The following is a 19108-nucleotide window of genomic DNA, read 5'->3' on the forward strand; positions in this document are numbered from 1 at the left end:
ACGCCACGGCCCCACGACGAAGTGAGATGAACATGAGCCCGATTTCCCGACGGCAGTTGCTCGGCCTGGGGGTGACCGCCGGCGCCACTGCCATGCTCGCCGGCTGCGCCACGCCCGGGACGACCTCCGTGAACTCCCTGCCGACCATCCCCGCGGCCGACGGCCCGGTCAAGCTCCAGTACTGGGCCTGGCTCAAGGGCCTCGACCAGGTCACCGCCTTGTACAACAAGAGCCAGTCGCGCGTCCAGGTCGAGACCGTCTTCATCCCCGGCGGCAACGCGGGCGGCTACCAGAAGCTGTACTCGGCGCTCGCCGCGGGGGCCGGGCCCGACATCGCCCAGGTCGAGCTGCGCTCGCTGCCCGAGTTCCTCCTCGCCAACGGCGTCGTCGACCTGAAGCGCTACGGCGCCGACCAGTACGCCGACCTCTACGACCCCACGCTGTGGAACCAGGTCAGCTACACCGACGGCGTCTACGCGATCCCGCAGGACAGCGGCCCGATGGGCATGTTCTACCAGCCCGCCGTCTTCGACACCGTCGGCGCCGGCGTCCCCGCCACGTGGGACGAATGGGCCGCGGTCGGCACCGAACTCAAGGGGGCCGGCGTGCTGATGGACTCCTTCCCGCTCGCCGACGCCTCGCTGTTCGCCGCCTACGCCACCCAGGCCGGTGCCTCGTGGCTGCGCGCCGAGGACGACGGCTGGGTCATCGACATGACCGACGAGGCGACCCTGACCGTCGCCCGGTTCTTCGACAAGGCGATCGACGACGGCATCGTCACGACCGCCTACGGCGCCTACACGCCGGCCTGGTTCTCGGCCGCCAGCGCGGGCACGATCGCCTCCGTCGCGACCGGCTCGTGGGGTGACGCCCTGATCGAGGGCGTCAGCGGCGCCGAGGGCAAGTGGAAGTGCGCCCCGCTGCCCACCTGGCAGACCGGCTACGCGTCGAGCTTCCTCGGCGGCTCGACCGCCGCGATCCTCGCGAACAGCCAGCACCCCCAGGAGGCGCTGGACTTCGCCGTCTGGATGACCACGACCCCCGAGGGCATCAACGCCCTCATCGAGTTCTGCGGCATCGGTTGGTCGCCGGCCCGCGACGTCGTCGGCTCGCTGCGCGAGCAGCCCAGCCCGTTCTTCAGCGGTCAGAACTACAACCAGGAGGTCTTCGTGCCCGCCACGAAGGAGTCCTCGCAGAACCAGGACTGGAGCTGGTGGCCCATCACCCAGCAGTCCTTCAACATCCTGAGCGACGGGTTCCGGGGCAAGGCGTCGGGCGGCACGCTCGTCGACGCCGTGGCCCAGGCCGAGAAGGACATCATGGCCGTCTTCCAGAACAAGGGCCTCACCATCCGGAAGGCGAACGCATGAGCGCCGCGACCGACACCAGGCCCGACGCGGCGACCGACTCGACCCGCGCCTCCTCGGGGCCCCGCCGCAGCAGCTCGAAGGGCGCCGTCAAGCGGGCGCCCTGGGTGCTGCTCGCGCCGTTCCTGGCGCTCTTCGCCCTGACCTTCGTGATCCCGATCGTCATCGCCCTCTTCTCGAGCTTCACGAAGGTCACCCGCAGCGGCCTGTTCGGCGAGGGCGGCGTGACCAGCGGCTTCGCCGGCTTCGACAACTACGCCCAGGTCATCGGCGACCCCAACTTCGTCGCCTCGATCGGCCGCATGTTCCTGTTCGGCATCGTCCAGGTGCCGGTCATGCTGATCCTCTGCACGGTGCTCGCGCTGCTGCTCGAGTCGGCGTCGGCGAAGTGGCCGGGCGTGTTCCGCGCCGCGTACTTCCTGCCGTACGGCGTGCCCGGCGTCATCGCGACCATCCTCTGGTCGTTCCTGTACGTGCCCGGTCTCAGCCCGATCATCGACATCGGCGAGGTCTTCGGCGTCACCCCCGACTTCCTCGGGGCGAACACCGTGCTGTGGTCGATCGCGAACATCGTGACCTGGAGCTACACCGGCTACAACATGCTGATCATCATCGCCCAGCTCAAGTCGATCCCGGTCGAGCTGTACGAGGCCGCCAAGGTCGACGGTGCGTCGTCGTTGCGCGTCGCGTTCAGCATCCAGCTGCCGCTGATCCGACCGGCCCTGCTGCTCACCGCCGTCTTCTCCATCATCGGCACCCTGCAGCTGTTCGCCGAGGCCCAGGTGCTGCAACGCGTCTCGCCGGCGATCGACAGCCAGTACACGCCCAACCTCAGCGCGTACACCACGGCCTTCGCCTACAACGACTACAACGTCGCGGCCGCCCAGTCCGTGCTGATCGCCCTCGTCGCGTTCGCGCTGTCGATCACGTTCCTCAGCATCACGAACAGGAAGCAGAAATGAGCCTCTCGACGAAGGGCGCCGAGCACGCCACCGAGACCGAGTCCATCGTGACGGCCCAGGGTCGCGGCCGCGGCGCCGAGAAGCCCGCCCGCCGCCGCGCCCGGAGCGCCGGCCCCGACCGCACGGCGGGACGCTCGAAGGCGTCCACCATCATCGTCACGGCCGTCCTGGTCGTGGTGGCGCTGTACTTCCTGGTGCCGGTCTACTGGGTCGTCGTCGCGGCGACCAAGACCACGCCCGACCTGTTCGGCACGTTCGGCTTCTGGTTCGCCCCGACCTTCTCGCTCTGGGACAACCTCGGCCAGGTGCTGACCTACGGCGACGGCATCTTCGTGCGGTGGGTGCTCAACTCGGTGCTCTACGCCGGCGTCGGAGCCCTGATCGCGACGTACTTCGCCGCGGCCGGCGGCTACGCGCTCGCCAAGTACGAGTTCCGCGGACGCAACGTCGTCTTCGGCACCATCCTCGGTGGCGTGCTCGTGCCCGGCACCGCCACGGCCCTGCCCCTCTTCCTGCTGTTCAGCCAGATGGGCATCGCCAACACCTACTGGAGCGTGCTGCTGCCGTCGCTCGTGTCGCCGTTCGGCCTGTTCCTCTGCCGCATCTACGCGCAGGCCACGGTCGACACGTCGCTCATGGAGGCCGCCCGCCTCGACGGCGCCAGCGAGCTGCGCATCTTCCACACCCTGGGACTGCGCATCCTCACCCCGGCGCTCGTCACGGTGTTCCTGTTCCAGCTCGTGGGCATCTGGAACAACTACTTCCTGCCCCTGGTCATGCTGAGCGACGTGGACAAGTTCCCCGTCACGCTCGGCCTCAACAACTGGCTCAGCCAGACCGACCGCCTGCCCGAGTTCTACCAGCTGACGACCGGCGGCGTGCTGCTGTCGATCATCCCGCTGGTCATCGCCATGGTCGTCCTCCAGCGCTTCTGGCGCGGCGGCCTCACCGAAGGAAGCGTCAAGTGACCCCCAGCACCACACCGTCCACCGTCTCCGCCGACTACCTCACCGACACCGGCCCGGGTCAGGGTGGCCGCACCCCGGCGCGGTCGTGGCTGCACACCGACGCCCCGACGCTCTCCCTCGACGGCACCTGGTCGTTCCGCCTGCTGCCCGGCGCCCCCGGCACGCTGGGCGGCCGCGGCGTGCTGCCCGAGGGCGAGCCCGTCGACGGCGTCGGCGCGGTCGACCTCGACGAGTCGTCCTGGGGCGAGATCGAGGTGCCGTCGCACTGGGTGCTCGGCGGCGACGGTTCGCGCGGCGCCCCGATCTACACCAACGTGCAGTTCCCGTTCCCGACCGAGCCGCCCTTCGTGCCCGACGCGAACCCGACCGGCGACCACCGCCGGACGTTCGAGCTGCCGTCGTCCTTCGACGGCGCCGAGCGCGTGCTGCTGCGGTTCGACGGCGTCGAGTCGCGCTACGTGGTGTGGCTGAACGGCGTCGAGATCGGCATGGGCGTCGGCAGCCGCCTCGCCCAGGAGTTCGACGTCACCGACGCCCTGCACCCGGGCGAGAACGTGATCGCGGTGCGCGTGCACCAGTGGTCGGCGTCGAGCTACGTCGAAGATCAGGACCAGTGGTGGCTGCCCGGCATCTTCCGCAGCGTCACGCTGCAGGCCCGCCCGGTCGGCGGCCTCGACGACGTCTGGCTGCAGACGCCGTTCCACGGCACGGCCGGTCAGGGCGAAGGAGGCGCGGCGATCGTCCCCGAGATCACCGCCGGCGAGGCCGCCTACCCGGTCACCCTCTCGGTGCCCGAGCTCGGCGTCGAGGTGACCTGGGCCACCCCGGCCGACGTCGCGTCGGTCGAGCTGGACGCCGTCGAGCCGTGGTCCGCCGAGACCCCGCGCCTCTACGACGCGACCGTCACGAGCGCGGGCGGCGCCGAGACCGTCTCGCTGCGCCTCGGCTTCCGCACGGTCCGCATCGTGGGCGACCAGTTCGAGGTCAACGGCCGCCGCGTGGTGTTCCACGGCGTCAACCGCCACGAGACCCACCCCGACCGTGGCCGCGTCTTCGACGAGGAGTGGTCGCGCCGCGACCTCGCCCAGATGAAGCGGTTCAACGTGAACGCGATCCGCACGTCGCACTACCCGCCGCACCCGCGCCTCCTCGACCTCGCCGACGAGCTGGGCTTCTGGGTCGTCCTCGAGTGCGACCTCGAGACCCACGCCTTCGAACGCCAGGAGTGGATCGGCAACCCCAGCGACGACCCGGACTGGCACGACGCCTACGTCGACCGCATGGTGCGCACGGTCGAGCGAGACAAGAACCACCCGAGCATCGTCCTCTGGTCGCTCGGCAACGAGGCGGGAACGGGCCACAACCTCGCGGCGATGGCGGCGTGGACCCACGCCCGTGACGGGGGCCGTCCCGTGCACTACGAGGGCGACTACACGGGCGCCTACACCGACGTCTACTCGCGCATGTACTCGTGGATCGACGAGACGCGCGCCATCGGGTCGGGCGACGAGTCCGTCCCGCTGCTGGGCTGCACGCCGGCCGAGGCCGCGCGCCAGCGCTCCAAGCCGTTCCTGCTCTGCGAGTACGTCCACGCGATGGGCAACGGCCCCGGCGCGATCGACGAGTACGAGGACCTGGTCGACGCGTACCCGCGCCTGCACGGCGGCTTCGTCTGGGAGTGGCGCGACCACGGCCTGCGCACGCACACGGCCGACGGCGTCGAGTACTTCGGCTACGGCGGCGACTTCGGCGAGGTCGTCCACGACGGCAACTTCGTCATGGACGGCATGGTGCTGAGCGACGACACCCCGTCACCGGGCCTCTACGAGTGGGCCCAGGTCGTTGCCCCGATCCGCCTGCGCTTCGAGACGCCCACCGTCGACGGTCGACCGGGGCTCGTCGTGTCGAACCTGCGGCACTCGGCGAGCGCCTCCGACGTCGTCTTCCGCTGGGTCGCGTCACACGACGGCGGGGAGGTGCGCTCGGGCACGCTCGACGTGGTCGGCCTCGACGGCGGCGCCCTGGCCGCCCACGAGACGGTCGCCGTCCCGCTGCCCGAGGTGCCCGTGTCGGGCACCGGCGAGACGTGGTTCACGGTCACCGCCGAGCTGGCCGACGCCACCGTGTGGGCGGACGCGGGTCACGTGCTCTCGACCCAGCAGCTCGACCTCACGCCGGCACCGGTGCGGGTCGCGACACCGCGCCCCGCAGTCGTGGGCGACGTGCGCGACCGCGTGGCCCGCGCCTCCTCGGGGCGCGTCGAGCTCGGTCCGGCCGTCTTCGACGACGGACGGCTGGTCTCGCTGGCCGGACGGCCGGTCGACGGCGCCCGTCTCGAGCTGTGGCGCGCGCCGACCGACAACGACCGCGGCGAGTGGCTGACGCCGAAGGACCGCGACCGCGACGTGATGCGCAACCGCCACCGCGTCGACCTGTACGAGGTCGGCGTGCTGCCCAGCTCGCAGGACACCTGGCTGCTCGCCGGGCTCGACCGGCTCACCGCGCGCGTCGAGTCGGTGAGCGTCGCGCCGGACTCGGTCCGGGTGCGGACGCGCTACGCCGCGGCCGACACGCGCAACGCCGTGACGACCGACGAGCAGTGGCAGCTCGTCGGTGACGACCTCTGGCTGTCGGTCGACATCGTCCCGACGGGGTGGTGGGACATGGTCTGGCCCCGAGTCGGCGTGCGCTTCGACCTGCCGGGCGACGTCGACCACGCCTCGTGGTTCGGCACCGGTCCGCGCGAGTCCTACCCCGACAGCCGTCACTCGGCGTTCGTCGGACGCTACGAGGCGGGCATCGACGACCTGTCGGCCGGGTACGCCCGCCCACAGGAGACGGGGCACCGCAGCGACCTGCGCACGCTCGACCTCGGCCCCGCCGGTCAGCCGTGGCTGCGCGTGGAGGCGGTGCCGAGCGCCACGGGTGGACGACCCGGCTTCACGCTGAGCCGCCACACGGCCCAGCAGATCGGCGTGGCCGAACACCCCCACGAGCTGCCCGCGAGTGACCGCACCCACCTGTACTTCGACGCCGCCCAGCACGGCGTCGGGTCGCGGGCGTGCGGGCCGGACGTCGCGTCGAGGCACGTGCTGCGTCCGGCCGCGCACCAGCTGCGCCTGAAGTTCAGCGCGCTGTAGCGGGCCGACCCCGCCGAGGACGGGCGGGTCCGTACCGGGCGGGCGTCTCAGGACGCCCGTGCCGGACGGACCCGCCCGTCCTGCGCGCGGCCGCGGCCGCGTCCGCGTGCCGCCCGGGCGGCGTCGACCTCAGCCCTCCCGGCGCGTGGCGCGGACGACCACGTCGGCCACGTGCCAGACCTCCCCGTCGGGGCCCGTCATGTCACGCGGGCGCACCTCGGCGACGTCGACCCGCCACGAATCGGGGGAGAGCCTGCCGACCACCTCGCCGACGGTGAAGAGCATGCCCGGGTCGCCGTGCTTCCCGGCGCCGCCCGGCAGGGCGTCGACGTCGTGGCCGACGATCAGCAGGGTGCCGCCCGGTGCCACGCCGTCGGCCAGTGCCGGGAACAGCCGCTCGCGGTCGGTGGGCGGCAGGTGCATGAAGTGCGCCGTGACGAGGTCGAAGGAGGCGCGGGTCGGGCTCCACTCCGTCAGGTCCGCCTGCTGCCAGGTGAGGTGGGCCGGGTCGACGTCCTCCTGCTCGCGGGCGAGCGCGGCCGCCTTGTCGAGGGCGTTCTGCGAGATGTCGACGCCCGTCACCCGCCAGCCCCGCGAGGCGAGCCAGAGGGCGTCGCCGCCCTCGCCGCTGCCGACGTAGAGTGCGCGACCGGCGCCCAGCTGTGCGACCTCGGCGACGAGGGCGGCGTTGGGGCGTCCGCTCCAGGCGCGGCCTGGCTGCCCGTAGCGGTCCTCCCAGTAGTCGCGGTCGAAGACGGGGTGGGCGTGCCCGTTCCCGTGTCGCTCCTGCTCGTGCTCGTGGTGGTGCTGCTGCTGCCCTCGCTCCGCCTCGCTCATGCGTCGATCCTCTCCCCGGTGCGCAGGGCGGCGACGGCCGCCGCGACCTCGTCCGTCACCAGGTCCATGTTGATCGCTGCGCCGGCCATCGTGCCCGCTGCGGCCGCCGCGACGACCTGCGCCATCGGTTCGGTGACGTTGCCCGCGAGCCAGACCCCCGGCACGGCCGATCGGCCGGTGAGCGGCTCGATCGTGGCGAGGTGGGTGCCGACGCCGGCGGGGTGCTCGGTCGCCTCGAGTCCGAGGGCGGCGAGGAAGTCCGCCCGCGAGCGCACCCGGGCCATGACGGCCAGGGCGCCGACGTCGACCGTGCGACCGTCGTCGAGCGTCACGCCGGTGAGGGCGTCGTCCTCGACCCGGAGGCGCGCGACCGGGCCGTCGACCACGGTGACCCCGCGGGCCCGCAACTGCTCGGCCTGCTCGTCGTCGGGGGTGAACGAGGCGTTGGTGAACAGGACGATCTCGCGGCTCCACTGCCCGAAGAGCAGGGCCTGGTGCATCGCGAACGGGCTCGTGGCCAGCACGCCGATCACGCGGTCCTGCACCTCCCAGCCGTGGCAGTACGGGCAGTGCACGGCGTCGCGGCCCCAGCGCTCGGCGAGGCCGTCGACGGCGGGCAGCTCGTCGACGAGGCCGGACGTCACCAGGAGGCGCCGGGCGCGCACCTCGGACGCGTCACCACCCCTGCCGGTGACGGTCACGACGAAGGGGGCGACGGGGTCGTCGTCGCGGCGGACGCGGGTCACGGTGCCCGACGTGATCGCGCCTCCGTACGCCCCGACCTCGGCGCGACCGAGGCGGGTGAGCTCGCGCGGGGCGACGCCGTCGCGGGTGAGGAACGCGTGGACGCCCTCGGCGGGAGCGTTGCGGGGCCGGTCGTCGTCGACGACGAGCACGGTGCGGCGGGCGCGGACGAGCGACAGGGCGCCGCTGAGTCCGGCGGGACCGCCGCCGATCACGACGACGTCGTGGACGACGTCGTGGACGGCGCCGACCGGGTGGGTGTTCTGGTTCATGGTGTGACCTCCTGACCCGATCCTGCGACCTGGGCCGTCGGGCTGGCAAGCTGTGTTGCCGAAGTGGCAAGATGACCGGCATGGACCACCCCACGAACGCCCCCGGTGCCGACGCCCCGAGCACCGACGACGTCCTCGCCGCGGTCGGCCCGCGCCTCCGTGCCCTGCGCGCGCGGCGCGGCGTGACCCTCGCCGAACTGGGGGAGCGGACCGGCATCTCGGTCAGCACCCTGTCTAGGCTCGAGTCCGGGCTCCGGCGGCCGACCCTCGAACAGCTGTTGCCGCTCGCCCGCGAGCACGGGGTGCCGCTCGACGACCTCGTCGGCGCGCCCGAGACCGGCGACCCCCGCGTGCACCTCACGCCGCGGCAACAGCACGGCATGACGGTCGTTCCGCTCTCGCGCGGCGGCGGCGCGATCCAGGCCTTCAAGATGGTGATTCCTGCGGACTCGCCTCGAAGCGAACCCGTGCTCCGCACGCACGAGGGCTACGACTGGCTGTACGTGTTGCGTGGACGCATCCGGCTCGTGCTGGGCGACCTCGACCTCGTGCTGCCCGCCGGCGAGGCGGCCGAGTTCGACACGCGCACGCCGCACTGGTTCGGCCGGGCCGACGACCGGGCCGTCGAGGTGCTCAGCCTGTTCGGTCGGCAGGGCGAGCGGCTGCACCTGCGGACCGCGCCCGGCTCGCCCGCGTGAGGCGTCCCGGGGTGTCGGTGGCGCCTCCTAGGCTCGGGGCGGGCGTCCAGGCCGCGTCCCGACAGAAGGAGTCCGCGTGTACCTCGACGACGACCGGGTGGTCACCAGCCCGTCCGACCTGACGACCTGGGCCGCGTGCGAGTGGTCGTTCCTCCGACGGCTCGACGCGAAGCTCGGCCGGTTCGACGCCGTCGCCGACGCGTCCGACGACATGCTCGACCGCACGGCCCGGCTCGGCGACGCGCACGAGCTGCGGTACCTCGAGGCGCTGCGGGCGACCCGTGACGTCGTCGAGTTCGACCGTCCGGCCCCGTCGGGCTACGCGGCGGCCGCCGAGGAGGCGCGGCTCGCCATGGCCTCCGGGGCCGACGTGCTCTTCCAGGCGACGTTCTTCGACGGATCGTTCATCGGCTTCAGCGACTTCGTGGTGCGCACCGACGACGGCACCTACGAGGTCTACGACACCAAGCTCGCCCGCCACGCGAAGATCCCCGCCCTGCTGCAGGTCGCGGCCTACACCGACCAGATCCGGGCGCTCGGGCTGCCGTCGGCCGACACCGTGCGCCTCGTGCTCGGCGACGGCAGCGAGAGCGTGCACGACGTCGCCGACGTGCTGCCGGTCTACCGGGTCCAGCGTGACCGGCTGCGGGCCGCCCTCGCCGAGCGGCTCGCCGCCGAGGGGCCGCTCGCCTGGGGTGACCCGGGCGTCACCGCCTGCGGGCGCTGCACGGCTTGCCAGGCCCAGGTCGACGAGCACCGCGACCTCGTGCTCGTCGCCGGCCTGCGCGGCGAGCAACGTCAGCGGCTGCACCTGGCCGGCGTCGCCACGATCGACGAGCTCGCCGAGTCGGACGGGCCCGTCGCCGGCATCGGGGCGACGGCCCTCGCCCGGCTGCGGGGGCAGGCCCGGGTGCAGCTCGCCACCGAGCGCGACCACACCGGCGCGCCCGCGGTCGAGGTCGTCGACGCCGACGCCCTGCGGACGATCCCGCGGCCCGACGCCGGCGACGTCTTCTTCGACTTCGAGGGCGACCCGCTCTACACCGAGGGCGACGGGCGGGCTTGGGGCCTCGACTACCTCTTCGGGCTGGTCGAGGCCGACGGCACCTTCCGGGCCTTCTGGGCTCATGACTTCGCGGGCGAGCGGCAGGCGCTGATCGACTTCCTCGACTACCTCGCCGAGCGCCGCCGGCGATTCCCCGACCTGCACGTGTACCACTACGCCTCGTACGAGCGCAGCCACCTGCTCTCGCTGGCGGCGCGCCACGGCGTCGGCGAGGACGCGGTCGACGACCTGCTCCGCGACGGCGTGCTCGTCGACCTCTACCCGGTCGTGCGGCAGGCGTTGCTCGTCGGGTCGCACAGCTACTCGCTCAAGAAGCTCGAGCCGCTGTACATGGGTGACGACCTCCGGCAGAGCGACGTCAAGACGGCCACCGCCAGCATCACGATGTACGTCGACGCCATCGCCGAACGCACGACCGGCGACGCGTCGCGGGGTGACCAGATGCTCGACGAGGTCCGCGACTACAACGAGTACGACTGCCGGTCGACCCTGCGGCTGCGCGACTGGTTGCTCGAGCTGGCCGACCGGCACGGCACCCGGGGCGACGACCCCGACGGCCCGACCGCGCCCGACCCGCTCGAACTCGCCCGCGTGCCCCGCGAGCCGAACCCGGTCGCCGTCGGCCTCGCGGCGCACGTGGCCGATGTCGACCCGCTCGACCGCACCCCCGACCAGACGGCCATCGCCCTCGCGGCGTCGGCCATCGACTACCACCGCCGCGAGGCCAAGACGTTCTGGCAAGAGCACTTCGACCGCCTCCGCGACCCGGTCGACGACTGGGCCGACACCCGCGACGTGTTCGTGGTCGAGACGGCGTCGGTCGAGCGCGAGTGGCAGAAGCTGCCCCGGGCCCGCAAGCTCAGCCGCGAGGTGCGGCTGCGCGGCCGCCTTGCACCCGGCAGTCGCTTGAGCGAAGGAGGCGCGCCCTACGCCGTCTACGACGCCCCCGTCCCGCCCGGGGTCGCCTCGCTCGGCCCCGGGCTGCGGGGTGCCGTCGGGTCGACGGTGGTCGAGGCCGGCCCGAACGGCGACCGGCACGAGGTCGTGCTGCTCGAGCGCGTCACCGGCGACGACGACCGGCACGACGCGTTCCCGGTCGCGCTGACGCCCGCCGCGCCTCCCCGGGCCACTCCGCAGCCCGAGGCGATCGCCGAATGGGGTGGGCACGTGCTCGACGCCCTGCCCGAGATGCTGCCCGACCCGGCGTTCGACCTGCTGCGGCGGCAGCCGCCGCGTCGGCGGTCGGGTGGCGGGCCCGCACCCGTGGTCGGGAACGACACCGTCTCGGCCGTCGTCGAGACCCTGCTCGACCTCGACCGCTCGTACCTCGCCGTCCAGGGCCCTCCCGGCACGGGCAAGACCTACGTCGGTTCGCGGGTCGTCGCCCGGCTGGTGCGTGAGCACGGCTGGCGTGTCGGGGTCGTCGGGCAGTCGCACGCCGTGGTCGAGAACGTCCTGCGGGCGGCGATCACGGCCGGGGTCGATCCCGAGCGCGTGGGCAAGGTGCCGAAGTCGGGCACGACCGCCGAGCAGGCCGACGAGCAGCCCTGGCGTGCCCTGAAGTCCGGCGGTGAGGCCGCGTTCCTCGCCGAGGCCGACGGTGGCGCGGGCGGTGCCGGGGTCGACGGCGGCGGGCAGGCCGTCGGGGCCGTGTTCGGGGCCACCGCCTGGGGGTTCGCCAACGCCGACAAGGTGGCCCGCGCCTCCCTCGACCTGCTGGTCGTCGACGAGGCCGGGCAGTTCTCGCTCGCCTCGACCGTGGCGGCCTCGGTCGCCGCGACGCGGTTGCTGCTGCTCGGCGACCCGCAGCAGCTGCCGCAGGTCAGCCAGGGCAGGCACCCCGAGCCGGTCGACGAGTCGGCCCTCGGCTGGTTGGCCGACGGCCACGACGTGCTTCCGGCCGAGTACGGCTACTTCCTCGCGACCACCTGGCGCATGCATCCGGCGTTGTGCGCCCCGGTCAGCGAGCTGTCCTACGGCGGGGCACTGACCGCCCATGCCTCCGACCGCCGGCTCGAGGGCGTCGCACCCGGCCTGCACGTCGAACCGGTGACGCACGTCGGCAACACGACCTCGTCGGTCGAGGAGGCCCGGGAGGTCGTCGAGATCGTGCGGTCGGTCGTCGGGCTCGACTGGTCGGACGCCGACGGCACCCGGCCCCTGACCGCGGCCGACGTCATCGTCGTCGCGCCGTACAACGCCCACGGCGCCGTGCTGCGCGAGCACCTCGACGCGGCCGGCTTCGACGAGACGCCCGTCGGCACGGTCGACCTGTTCCAGGGGCAGGAGGCCGTCGTGGCCGTCGTCTCGCTGGCGGCGTCGAGTGCCGCCGACATCCCGCGCGGGCTGGACTTCCTGCTGATGCCGAACCGGTTGAACGTGGCCTTGTCGCGGGCGAAGTGGGCGGCGTTCCTGGTGCACTCCCCGCTGCTCGCGACGGGCTTGCCCACCTCGATCGCGGGGCTCGGGCTGCTGAGCGGGTTCCTGCGCCTGACCGGGCAGGGTCAGCCGGCCGTCGAGGGTTGAGCCGGTCCGTGCGGTCGGGCTAGCGGACGGGGCGCCGCGTCAGCACCTCGGCGCCGTCCTCGGTGATGGCGATCGTGTGCTCGCTGTGGGCCGTCCGGCAGCCCGTCGCGCTGCGCAGCGTCCAGCCGTCGGCGTCCGTGACGAGCTCGTCGGTGTCGGTCATCACCCACGGTTCGAGCGCGAGCAACAACCCCGGCCGCAGGCGGTAGCCCCGCCCCGGGCGCCCGGTGTTCGACACGTGCGGGTCCTGGTGCATGGTCGAGCCGATGCCGTGGCCGCCGAACTCGACGTTGATCGGGTAGCCCGCGTCCGACAGCACCGAGCCGATCGCGTGCGACAGGTCGCCGATGCGCGCCCCCGGCCCGGCCGCCGCGATGCCGGCCTCGAGCGCCCGCTCGGTCGTCTCGATCAGGCGGACGCTCTCGGCCGGACGCGAGTCGCCCACGACGAAGCTCACCGCCGAGTCGGCCGCCACCCCGTCGAGCACGACGGCGAGGTCGAGCGTCAGCAGGTCGCCGTCGACGAGTCGTCGGTCGTGCGGCAGCCCGTGAAGCACGGCGTCGTTAACGGCCGTGCAGACGTAGTGGCCGAAGGGGCCCCGGCCGAACGACGGCGCGTAGTCGACGTAGCAGGAGACAGCCCCGGCCTCGTCGATCATCGTCTGGGTCCACGAGTCGACGTCGAGCAGATTCGTGCCGACGGTCACCCGGTCGCGCAGCGTCTGCAGGATGGTGCCGACGAGTGCGCCGGTCGCCCGGGCCCGTTCGATCTCGGAGGGGTTCAAGATCTCGATCATGGGTGTCCTGCCGTTCGTGCCGAAGATCATCCCGGTAAAGGTATCCCACTCGGGCCTCCGGCGCACTACGCTCGGGGCATGGTCCGTCTGCCGCTCACGCCCGCCGAGATCGAACGCGGTCGCCGCCTCGGGGTGCTGCTGAGGCGGGCCCGTGGCTCCCGGCCGATGCTGCAGGTCGCCCTGGACGCCGGGCTGTCGCCCGAGACCCTGCGCAAGATCGAGACCGGTCGCGTGGCGACCCCGGCCTTCTCGACGATCGCCGCGATCGCCGCCGTCGTCGAAGTGTCGCTCGACGACGTCTGGGCCGAGATCACGCGCGACGGAGCCGGGGGAGCAGCCGACGCACCGTCCGTCGTCGACGCGGCCCGCGCCTCCTGACCCCGTCGGGGTGTCGCTCGTGTGCCGGGGCGAGCGTCCCGTCGTGACGGCTCGGTCACCCGAGGAGGCGCGGTGTCAGCCCTGCGGACGCGCCAGCGACCCGAGGTCGAGCCGGGTCGACACCTCGTGCCAGACGGCGTCGGCGAGTTCGTCGGTCGAGCGGTCGGCGTCGACCGTGACGACGACCTCGTCGGCCCGCTCGATGGCCTCGGCGTAGCGTTCGCGGGCTGCCCGGAGCCGCTCGTCGACCTCGAACCGGTCGGTGGTCGTGCGTCCGCTGGCGAGGCGCTCGAGGGCGACCTCGGGCGAGACGTCGAGGTAGATCGTCAGGTCGGGCAGCATCAGGTCGGTGCTGATGGAGTTCGACGAGGCGATCCAGTCGCTGCCCACGTCGGACGCCTGGTAGGCCTGTGACGACAGGTGGTACCGGTCGCAGAGGACGGTCGTGCCCCGCTCGACGATGCCGAGCATGCCGTCGTGGGCGTTGGTGATGTGGTCGAGGCGGTCGGCGACGAAGAGCGACGCGATGACGCGGTCGTCCAGGTCGACCCGGCGGTTGAAGCCGTTGCGGATCAACGTGCCGACGGGGCCGTTCGTCGGCTCGGCCGTCTGGTGCACCGGCACGGCCGCGTCCTGGAGGCGGGCGGCGAGCAGACGCGCCTGCGTCGACTTGCCCGACCCGTCGATGCCCTCGAACACGATGAACGCCCCACGGGCTGCCTGATCCGTCACCCGGCGAGCCTACCGATCGTCGCACCCGCCGCGGGACGGACCGCGATGCGGACGTCTGCCGACGGAGGCAGCCCCAGGAGGCGCGGTGAGGTCCCCGATCCCGCCCTCGACGTCTCCGGTCAGCACACGGTGGTGAACGATGCAGGGTGCGCGATCACCGGTGATCGGTGCGGGGCTGAGTGGTGACGACGTGAGTCGTGGCGCTGCCCTCCGCGCCTGCAGGGTGACCGGGATGACCGCCGGTCTCGGTTCGTGCTCGCCCCGGTGACGTCTACCGACTCACCGCGCAGCTCAGTTCTGCAGTTCGGCCTCCCAGTTGGTCTTCTGGATCTCGACGTCGAGTTCGCGGAGGTCCTTGGCGACGGCGTCGGCACGGTCCCGCAGCTCGGCGACCGGCAGGGCCGAGAACATCCGTAGCTCGCTGCGGAGCTGGCGGTAGCCGCCGGAGGCGCCGCGGGCCGCGTCGGAGGCGGTCACGAGCAGTGCGTGGGTGGCGCGCAGGGTCTCGCGGCGGGCCAGGGCAGCGGTCATCGTGCTGCCGTCGGCGAGGGTCGTGCGGGCGTTGGTGAGGTTGACGCGCACGACGAGCGACTCGAGGACGGCGAGGGTGTCGACCGCCTGGCGCAGCAGCTCGGCGGCGTCCTCGGTGGGCTCTTCGCCCTCCTGGTAGCGGGCGTTCGCGGTGACGCGGTCACGCAGCTGGTCGACCCGGCGCTGGGCGTCGGACCGTTGCAGGAGGGCTTCGGCGAGCTTCATGATGAGAAATCCTACGCAGGTCGGGTGCGCGGCGCGTCGTGCGTGTCGCCGGCGCCCGGTCGCCGGTCGTTCATCGGGACACTCTTCACGACCGTGTTTGGCCGGCTGAGGTCAAATGGCGCCTGGCCTGCGGATTCGCATATGCCTGTCCCGCAAAAATGCCCGGTGACGGGGGTCTAAACGCTACAGTCGTCGGATGCTCATCGGATACGCCCGTGTGTCGACCTCGGGACAAGATCTCGCAGCACAACGCGACGGTCTCGCAGCACTGGGTGTTGATGATCAACACGTGCATGTTGACCACGGGCTCTCGGGCACGACTCGAGCGCGGCCAGGCCTCCGGGAGGCCCTTGCTGCATGCAGGGCCGGCGACGTCCTGGTGGTCACGAAGCTCGACCGTCTTGCTCGGTCGCTGCGTGATGCGACCGACATCGCGGACGAGCTGACGAAGAAGGGTGTCGCGTTGAACCTCGGGGGAGCGGTCTACGACCCCACCGACCCAGTGGGCCGGCTCCTGTTCAACGTCCTCGGCATGGTCGCCGAGTTCGAGGCCGACCTGATCCGGGCCCGCACCCGGGAGGGCATGGCGATCGCGAAGGCTGCCGGCAAGCTCCGCGGCCGGAAGCCCAAGCTGACCACCTCGCAGGAGAAGCACCTCGTGCAGCTACACCGCACCGGCGAGCACACCACGAGCGAGATCGCCGAGCTGTTCGGGGTTGCTCGTTCGACGGTCTATCGTTCGATTCAACGAGGGGAGCAGTCGTGAACGCGTCTGATAAGGGCTCGGCCTCCGAGCCGGTCCACTTCGAGCTCAGTGATGAGGAGCGAAAGTTGTTGTGGCAAGGTCTCGGGCAATGGGGAGGCCTTGCTGATCTCACGGATGCGATGGCCGTCGCTATGGGGTTCGCAAGCACGGCTGATTTCTTCGAAGAGGAGAAGAGGTTGTCGGCTGCGTTGAAGGAGAAGGCTGCGCTGCCTCCGGCGGATTGGCGCCGCATCCTCCTGGCAACGGAGATCGTGTTCGCTTCGGACATTGTCGGTGCCGGCTACTTATGGCAGACGGTCACGGGCTTGGACGATGAGTCCACCCTTGGCGTTCTCCGGCGCTTGCAGCATCGGTTCCCGGCGTCTCTTCGTTGATGGCGCCTTGATCCTCGACGCAGCTGCCTCGAGATGGCCGATGGAGGATGGCGGTTTCAGGGGGTCGTTGCAACGGGTGGTTGTTTCGGGTCCGAGAGTAGCTCCTGGAACGCTTCTGCCGGTGTCCGGAAGTCGAGGGTTTTGCGGGGTCTGCCGTTGAGTTCTGTGGCGACTTCGAGGAGTCGTTCCGGGCTGTGAACAGTGAGGTCGGTGGACTTCGGGAAGTACTGCCGGAGAAGCCGATTGGTGTTCTCGTTCGAGCCGCGCTGCCAGGGCTTGTGGGGGTCGCAGAAGTAGATAGCGAGGTCAGTGGCGAGGGTGATGTCTTTGTGCCGGGCAAGCTCCGTGCCCTGGTCCCAGGTCAACGACCGGCGCAGGTGTTCGGGCAGGGTCTTGATCGTGGGGATCATGGCGTCGCGGACGGCGTCGGCGCTGTGCCCGTCTGGCAGGTGCAGCAGCATCACGTAACGGGTGGTCCGCTCAACCAACGTTCCGATGGCGCTCCGGGCGTTCGTGCCGACGATGAGGTCTCCTTCCCAGTGCCCGGGAACGGCGCGGTCTTCCACCTCGGCAGGGCGTTCGCTGATCAGGACCATGTCGCGGATCTTCGACCACGACGCCCGCCTGGCCTCGCCCCGGTGTCGGCGGATCGCCCTGCCGGTGCGGAGGTGTTTATGCAGGTCAGCGCGCAGGTGCCCGCGCCCCTGGACGAACAGGGTTTGGTAGATCGTCTCGTGGGACACGTGCATCTCCGGCCGGTCAGGGAAGGACCTGACCAGGTCATCACGGATCTGCTCCGGGGACCAGTTCCGCACCAGCCGAAGCTCGACCTGCAGGGCAAGCTCGACCCGGTCCAGCTTCCGGGGCTTCGGGCGCCGCGCCCGTTCCCGGGATCGCTTCTGGGCGGCGTAGGGGCGGTAAGCGCCGCCGCGTGAGCTGTTCCGGGTGAGCTCCCTACTGATCGTCGAGGGCGCCCGACCGAGCTCGGCCGCGATCCGGCGGACGCCTGCGCCGCCGAGGTGGAGGTCAGCGATCTTGAGCCGTTCCTCCTCGCTCAAGTACCGGCCCGACCGGGCGGCGCGCTCGAACGGATTCTTCCCTTGAGCGGCTTTGAACCATCGGTAGCCCTGACGCGGATGCACGCCGACAGCATCGCAAGCAGCCGGCCTGCTCAAGCCCTGTCCGAGTAGCTCCCAGAACCAAGCCTCCCGGGCACGTTGTTCCAGCCTCGATCCCATCTGCAGCACTCCGATTCACGGTGGTGTTGCAACGACCACCTGAACCCAAGGATACCTCTTCGGACGGCACCTGCCCTTGGCGGTATCTTGCGAAGGGTTGTGTCCCGAACCGACCTCCTCAGTGCCCGAGCTTCTCCCTTGCGATCGATATGGATCAACTGATGCCCTCCAAGATGCCTCACTGGCGAAAGCTCATGGGCGTGGCCTCGATCTTCTATCTCCTCGGGGCGACGCTATTCATCCTGAAGGCGTTTGAGGCGCTGCCTAACCCCCTCGCATTCCTAGGTGTGGGGCTGATTGCGATCGGCCTTTACTTCAATGTCCGAGCCATGGCTGAGATGCGACGCTAACCGCCACTGGGGTGAAGGGCCGATCTGCAGCGGCTACGGGCCCTGTCCCGATAGCCGATCGGCCAGCGGCCGCTAGGTCAACCGGGGATCACGCTGGGCAGAGAGCCCATTCTTCAAGGCCCCGCTATGAGGGTGACGAGCACGAAGAGTGCCGGCACGCAGACGAGCCCGAAGAGGGCTGAGCCCACAGCCCACACGACCTTGCTGTTCACGCCGACCTTTTGGTCGAGAAGTGCGGCAAGTGTGCCCCCGAAAGCCAGGAGGGGAGGGAGGGGCAGAAGGAACAACGCGAGTCGCGCGCCGCCCGAGACGTAGGGACTAGGCAGCAGAGGGAGCAAGACGAGGAGTACGAAAGCTGCCGCGAGAAGCGCAGCAGCGATGCGAGGGACCCGTCGCTGCTGAAGGCGAGACTGGGTGCCGTCGTCGTAGGACATGACCCATCATTTCTCTGAATCGGTGGCAGCTAGGTCGCAAGACTTGGTCTGCCCGATTGAGGATCGGTTCACGAGACAGCCCAGACCTGGCAGCTGCCCCTTGCAGTTCATAACAGACGGTTGTGTAGCGAGCCGACCTCCTTCTAGTAGCGGGGGCCGTAGGCATGTCGATACGGCAGAGCGCCCGTCAAAGGAGGGGTGTGCGATCGCGATAGGTGGGTCACTTGGGAAGGCGCAACGACACCACCGTCAGGCCTTCGGCAGGAACATCGCAATCTTTCAAGCCGTCATAGGGCATTTTTTGGCCCTCGAACTCGGCTCGAATAGTGGTGACGCCGGCGGTCATTCCGTCTGGTCCGTCGAATCGGATAACTTCACCAAATTGACCATGGTTTTGGTTGGCGACCGTGAACCCCTGGTCTTCTAGGACTGATGTCGCTCCAGGAATGAGGTTCTCGTCTCTCAGGGCGATATGTCTGCTGAACTCGTTGCCCGTTTGGTCAAAGGGTCCTGGCTGAAACCGATAATCGCAACTGGCCTCGCCAAGACTGCCGAGGTCGAGCTGCTCGAAGCGGCTGTCGATGGCCGCCATCTGGCGAGCCTCGCTCGAAGCGCATCCGGTCTGAATCAGCGCCAGGCCTGCGACGACGAGCGTGATGCAGCTCTTTGCTTTCACTTTGGCTCCTTGTCAGCCGGATTGTGAG

At 70.8% G+C, this 19108-nt stretch carries 18 protein-coding genes; 10 read left to right on the forward strand and 8 right to left on the reverse strand.

All coding sequences use genetic code 11. From position 1 onward, the window contains the following. The first annotated feature begins 32 nt into the window (after positions 1–32). Genes OVA02_RS08140 through OVA02_RS08155 form a run of 4 tightly spaced genes read left to right on the forward strand, consistent with a single transcriptional unit; the run spans position 33 to position 6437 of the window. Positions 33–1370, forward strand: a complete 1338-nt coding sequence (locus OVA02_RS08140) for an extracellular solute-binding protein (protein WP_056044890.1) — start codon at positions 33–35, stop codon at positions 1368–1370. Next, positions 1367–2329 carry a carbohydrate ABC transporter permease gene (locus OVA02_RS08145; RefSeq protein ID WP_056044767.1) on the forward strand — a complete coding sequence of 321 codons (963 nt, stop codon included), beginning with the start codon at positions 1367–1369 and terminating at the stop codon, positions 2327–2329. The genes OVA02_RS08140 and OVA02_RS08145 overlap by 4 nt, the downstream gene beginning before the upstream one ends. After that, entirely contained in the window at positions 2326–3297 is a 972-nt protein-coding gene (locus tag OVA02_RS08150; protein ID WP_082059946.1) for a carbohydrate ABC transporter permease, read from the forward strand. The genes OVA02_RS08145 and OVA02_RS08150 overlap by 4 nt, the downstream gene beginning before the upstream one ends. Beyond that, positions 3294–6437, forward strand: a complete 3144-nt coding sequence (locus OVA02_RS08155; RefSeq protein WP_267659618.1) for a glycoside hydrolase family 2 TIM barrel-domain containing protein — start codon at positions 3294–3296, stop codon at positions 6435–6437. Before OVA02_RS08150 ends, OVA02_RS08155 begins: the two co-directional genes overlap by 4 nt. Positions 6438–6566: 129 nt before the next feature. Here OVA02_RS08155 and OVA02_RS08160 read toward each other — a convergent pair whose 3' ends face one another. Next, positions 6567–7274 (reverse strand): class I SAM-dependent methyltransferase, encoded by a 708-nt coding sequence (locus OVA02_RS08160; RefSeq protein WP_267659619.1) that lies wholly within the window; start codon positions 7272–7274, stop codon positions 6567–6569. Next, positions 7271–8290 carry an NAD(P)/FAD-dependent oxidoreductase gene (locus tag OVA02_RS08165; RefSeq protein ID WP_267659620.1) on the reverse strand — a complete coding sequence of 340 codons (1020 nt, stop codon included), beginning with the start codon at positions 8288–8290 and terminating at the stop codon, positions 7271–7273. The genes OVA02_RS08160 and OVA02_RS08165 overlap by 4 nt, the downstream gene beginning before the upstream one ends. Positions 8291–8370: 80 nt before the next feature. On the opposite strand from OVA02_RS08165, the gene OVA02_RS08170 reads away from it, so the two are divergent. Both OVA02_RS08170 and OVA02_RS08175 read left to right on the forward strand, forming a co-directional pair. Continuing rightward, positions 8371–8988 (forward strand): helix-turn-helix domain-containing protein, encoded by a 618-nt coding sequence (locus tag OVA02_RS08170; protein ID WP_056044888.1) that lies wholly within the window; start codon positions 8371–8373, stop codon positions 8986–8988. A 76-nt stretch (positions 8989–9064) separates the two neighbouring features. Continuing rightward, positions 9065–12580, forward strand: coding sequence for a TM0106 family RecB-like putative nuclease (locus tag OVA02_RS08175; RefSeq protein WP_267659621.1), 3516 nt, complete (start codon positions 9065–9067; stop codon positions 12578–12580). Between the two features lie 19 nt (positions 12581–12599). On the opposite strand, the gene map is transcribed toward OVA02_RS08175, so the two are convergent. Continuing rightward, positions 12600–13376, reverse strand: a complete 777-nt coding sequence (map, locus tag OVA02_RS08180) for a type I methionyl aminopeptidase (protein ID WP_159825165.1) — start codon at positions 13374–13376, stop codon at positions 12600–12602. Between the two features lie 78 nt (positions 13377–13454). Here map and OVA02_RS08185 point away from each other — a divergent pair, with 78 nt between their 5' ends. Next, positions 13455–13754, forward strand: a complete 300-nt coding sequence (locus OVA02_RS08185; RefSeq protein ID WP_267659622.1) for a helix-turn-helix transcriptional regulator — start codon at positions 13455–13457, stop codon at positions 13752–13754. 75 nt (positions 13755–13829) lie between these two features. Here OVA02_RS08185 and tmk read toward each other — a convergent pair whose 3' ends face one another. After that, entirely contained in the window at positions 13830–14486 is a 657-nt protein-coding gene (tmk, locus tag OVA02_RS08190) for a dTMP kinase (protein WP_267659623.1), read from the reverse strand. 291 nt (positions 14487–14777) lie between these two features. After that, positions 14778–15242 (reverse strand): DIP1984 family protein, encoded by a 465-nt coding sequence (locus OVA02_RS08195; protein WP_267659624.1) that lies wholly within the window; start codon positions 15240–15242, stop codon positions 14778–14780. A 196-nt stretch (positions 15243–15438) separates the two neighbouring features. Between OVA02_RS08195 and OVA02_RS08200 the strand changes: the two genes are divergently transcribed. Further along, on the forward strand, positions 15439–16008 hold the full coding sequence (locus OVA02_RS08200) for a recombinase family protein (RefSeq protein WP_056044752.1): 570 nt from the start codon (positions 15439–15441) through the stop codon (positions 16006–16008). Beyond that, positions 16005–16382 (forward strand): hypothetical protein, encoded by a 378-nt coding sequence (locus OVA02_RS08205; protein WP_056044749.1) that lies wholly within the window; start codon positions 16005–16007, stop codon positions 16380–16382. The genes OVA02_RS08200 and OVA02_RS08205 overlap by 4 nt, the downstream gene beginning before the upstream one ends. A gap of 56 nt (positions 16383–16438) precedes the next feature. Here OVA02_RS08205 and OVA02_RS08210 read toward each other — a convergent pair whose 3' ends face one another. Continuing rightward, positions 16439–17620 carry an IS30 family transposase gene (locus OVA02_RS08210; RefSeq protein ID WP_420709654.1) on the reverse strand — a complete coding sequence of 394 codons (1182 nt, stop codon included), beginning with the start codon at positions 17618–17620 and terminating at the stop codon, positions 16439–16441. Between the two features lie 161 nt (positions 17621–17781). Between OVA02_RS08210 and OVA02_RS08215 the strand changes: the two genes are divergently transcribed. Then, positions 17782–17970 carry a hypothetical protein gene (locus tag OVA02_RS08215; RefSeq protein ID WP_056044921.1) on the forward strand — a complete coding sequence of 63 codons (189 nt, stop codon included), beginning with the start codon at positions 17782–17784 and terminating at the stop codon, positions 17968–17970. A 113-nt stretch (positions 17971–18083) separates the two neighbouring features. Here OVA02_RS08215 and OVA02_RS08220 read toward each other — a convergent pair whose 3' ends face one another. Both OVA02_RS08220 and OVA02_RS08225 read right to left on the reverse strand, forming a co-directional pair. Beyond that, positions 18084–18404 (reverse strand): hypothetical protein, encoded by a 321-nt coding sequence (locus OVA02_RS08220; RefSeq protein WP_056044923.1) that lies wholly within the window; start codon positions 18402–18404, stop codon positions 18084–18086. A 220-nt stretch (positions 18405–18624) separates the two neighbouring features. Continuing rightward, a complete protein-coding gene (locus tag OVA02_RS08225) occupies positions 18625–19080 on the reverse strand; it encodes a hypothetical protein (protein WP_157485286.1) in 456 nt (151 codons plus the stop codon). Between the last annotated feature and the right edge of the window lie 28 nt (positions 19081–19108).

Source organism: Frigoribacterium sp. SL97 (assembly GCF_026625765.1).
Lineage (GTDB): Bacteria > Actinomycetota > Actinomycetes > Actinomycetales > Microbacteriaceae > Frigoribacterium.

Excerpts from the sequence above, each read along its gene's own strand:
- OVA02_RS08140 (WP_056044890.1), top strand. The coding sequence starts at position 33 with ATGAGCCCGATTTCCCGACGGCAGTTGCTCGGCCTGGGGGTGACCGCC.
- OVA02_RS08145 (WP_056044767.1), top strand. The coding sequence starts at position 1,367 with ATGAGCGCCGCGACCGACACCAGGCCCGACGCGGCGACCGACTCGACC.
- OVA02_RS08150 (WP_082059946.1), top strand. The coding sequence starts at position 2,326 with ATGAGCCTCTCGACGAAGGGCGCCGAGCACGCCACCGAGACCGAGTCC.
- OVA02_RS08160 (WP_267659619.1), bottom strand. The coding sequence starts at position 7,274 with ATGAGCGAGGCGGAGCGAGGGCAGCAGCAGCACCACCACGAGCACGAG.
- OVA02_RS08165 (WP_267659620.1), bottom strand. The coding sequence starts at position 8,290 with ATGAACCAGAACACCCACCCGGTCGGCGCCGTCCACGACGTCGTCCAC.
- OVA02_RS08170 (WP_056044888.1), top strand. The coding sequence starts at position 8,371 with ATGGACCACCCCACGAACGCCCCCGGTGCCGACGCCCCGAGCACCGAC.
- map (WP_159825165.1), bottom strand. The coding sequence starts at position 13,376 with ATGATCGAGATCTTGAACCCCTCCGAGATCGAACGGGCCCGGGCGACC.
- OVA02_RS08185 (WP_267659622.1), top strand. The coding sequence starts at position 13,455 with ATGGTCCGTCTGCCGCTCACGCCCGCCGAGATCGAACGCGGTCGCCGC.
- OVA02_RS08195 (WP_267659624.1), bottom strand. The coding sequence starts at position 15,242 with ATGAAGCTCGCCGAAGCCCTCCTGCAACGGTCCGACGCCCAGCGCCGG.
- OVA02_RS08200 (WP_056044752.1), top strand. The coding sequence starts at position 15,439 with ATGCTCATCGGATACGCCCGTGTGTCGACCTCGGGACAAGATCTCGCA.
- OVA02_RS08210 (WP_420709654.1), bottom strand. The coding sequence starts at position 17,620 with ATGGGATCGAGGCTGGAACAACGTGCCCGGGAGGCTTGGTTCTGGGAG.
- OVA02_RS08215 (WP_056044921.1), top strand. The coding sequence starts at position 17,782 with ATGCCCTCCAAGATGCCTCACTGGCGAAAGCTCATGGGCGTGGCCTCG.
- OVA02_RS08220 (WP_056044923.1), bottom strand. The coding sequence starts at position 18,404 with ATGTCCTACGACGACGGCACCCAGTCTCGCCTTCAGCAGCGACGGGTC.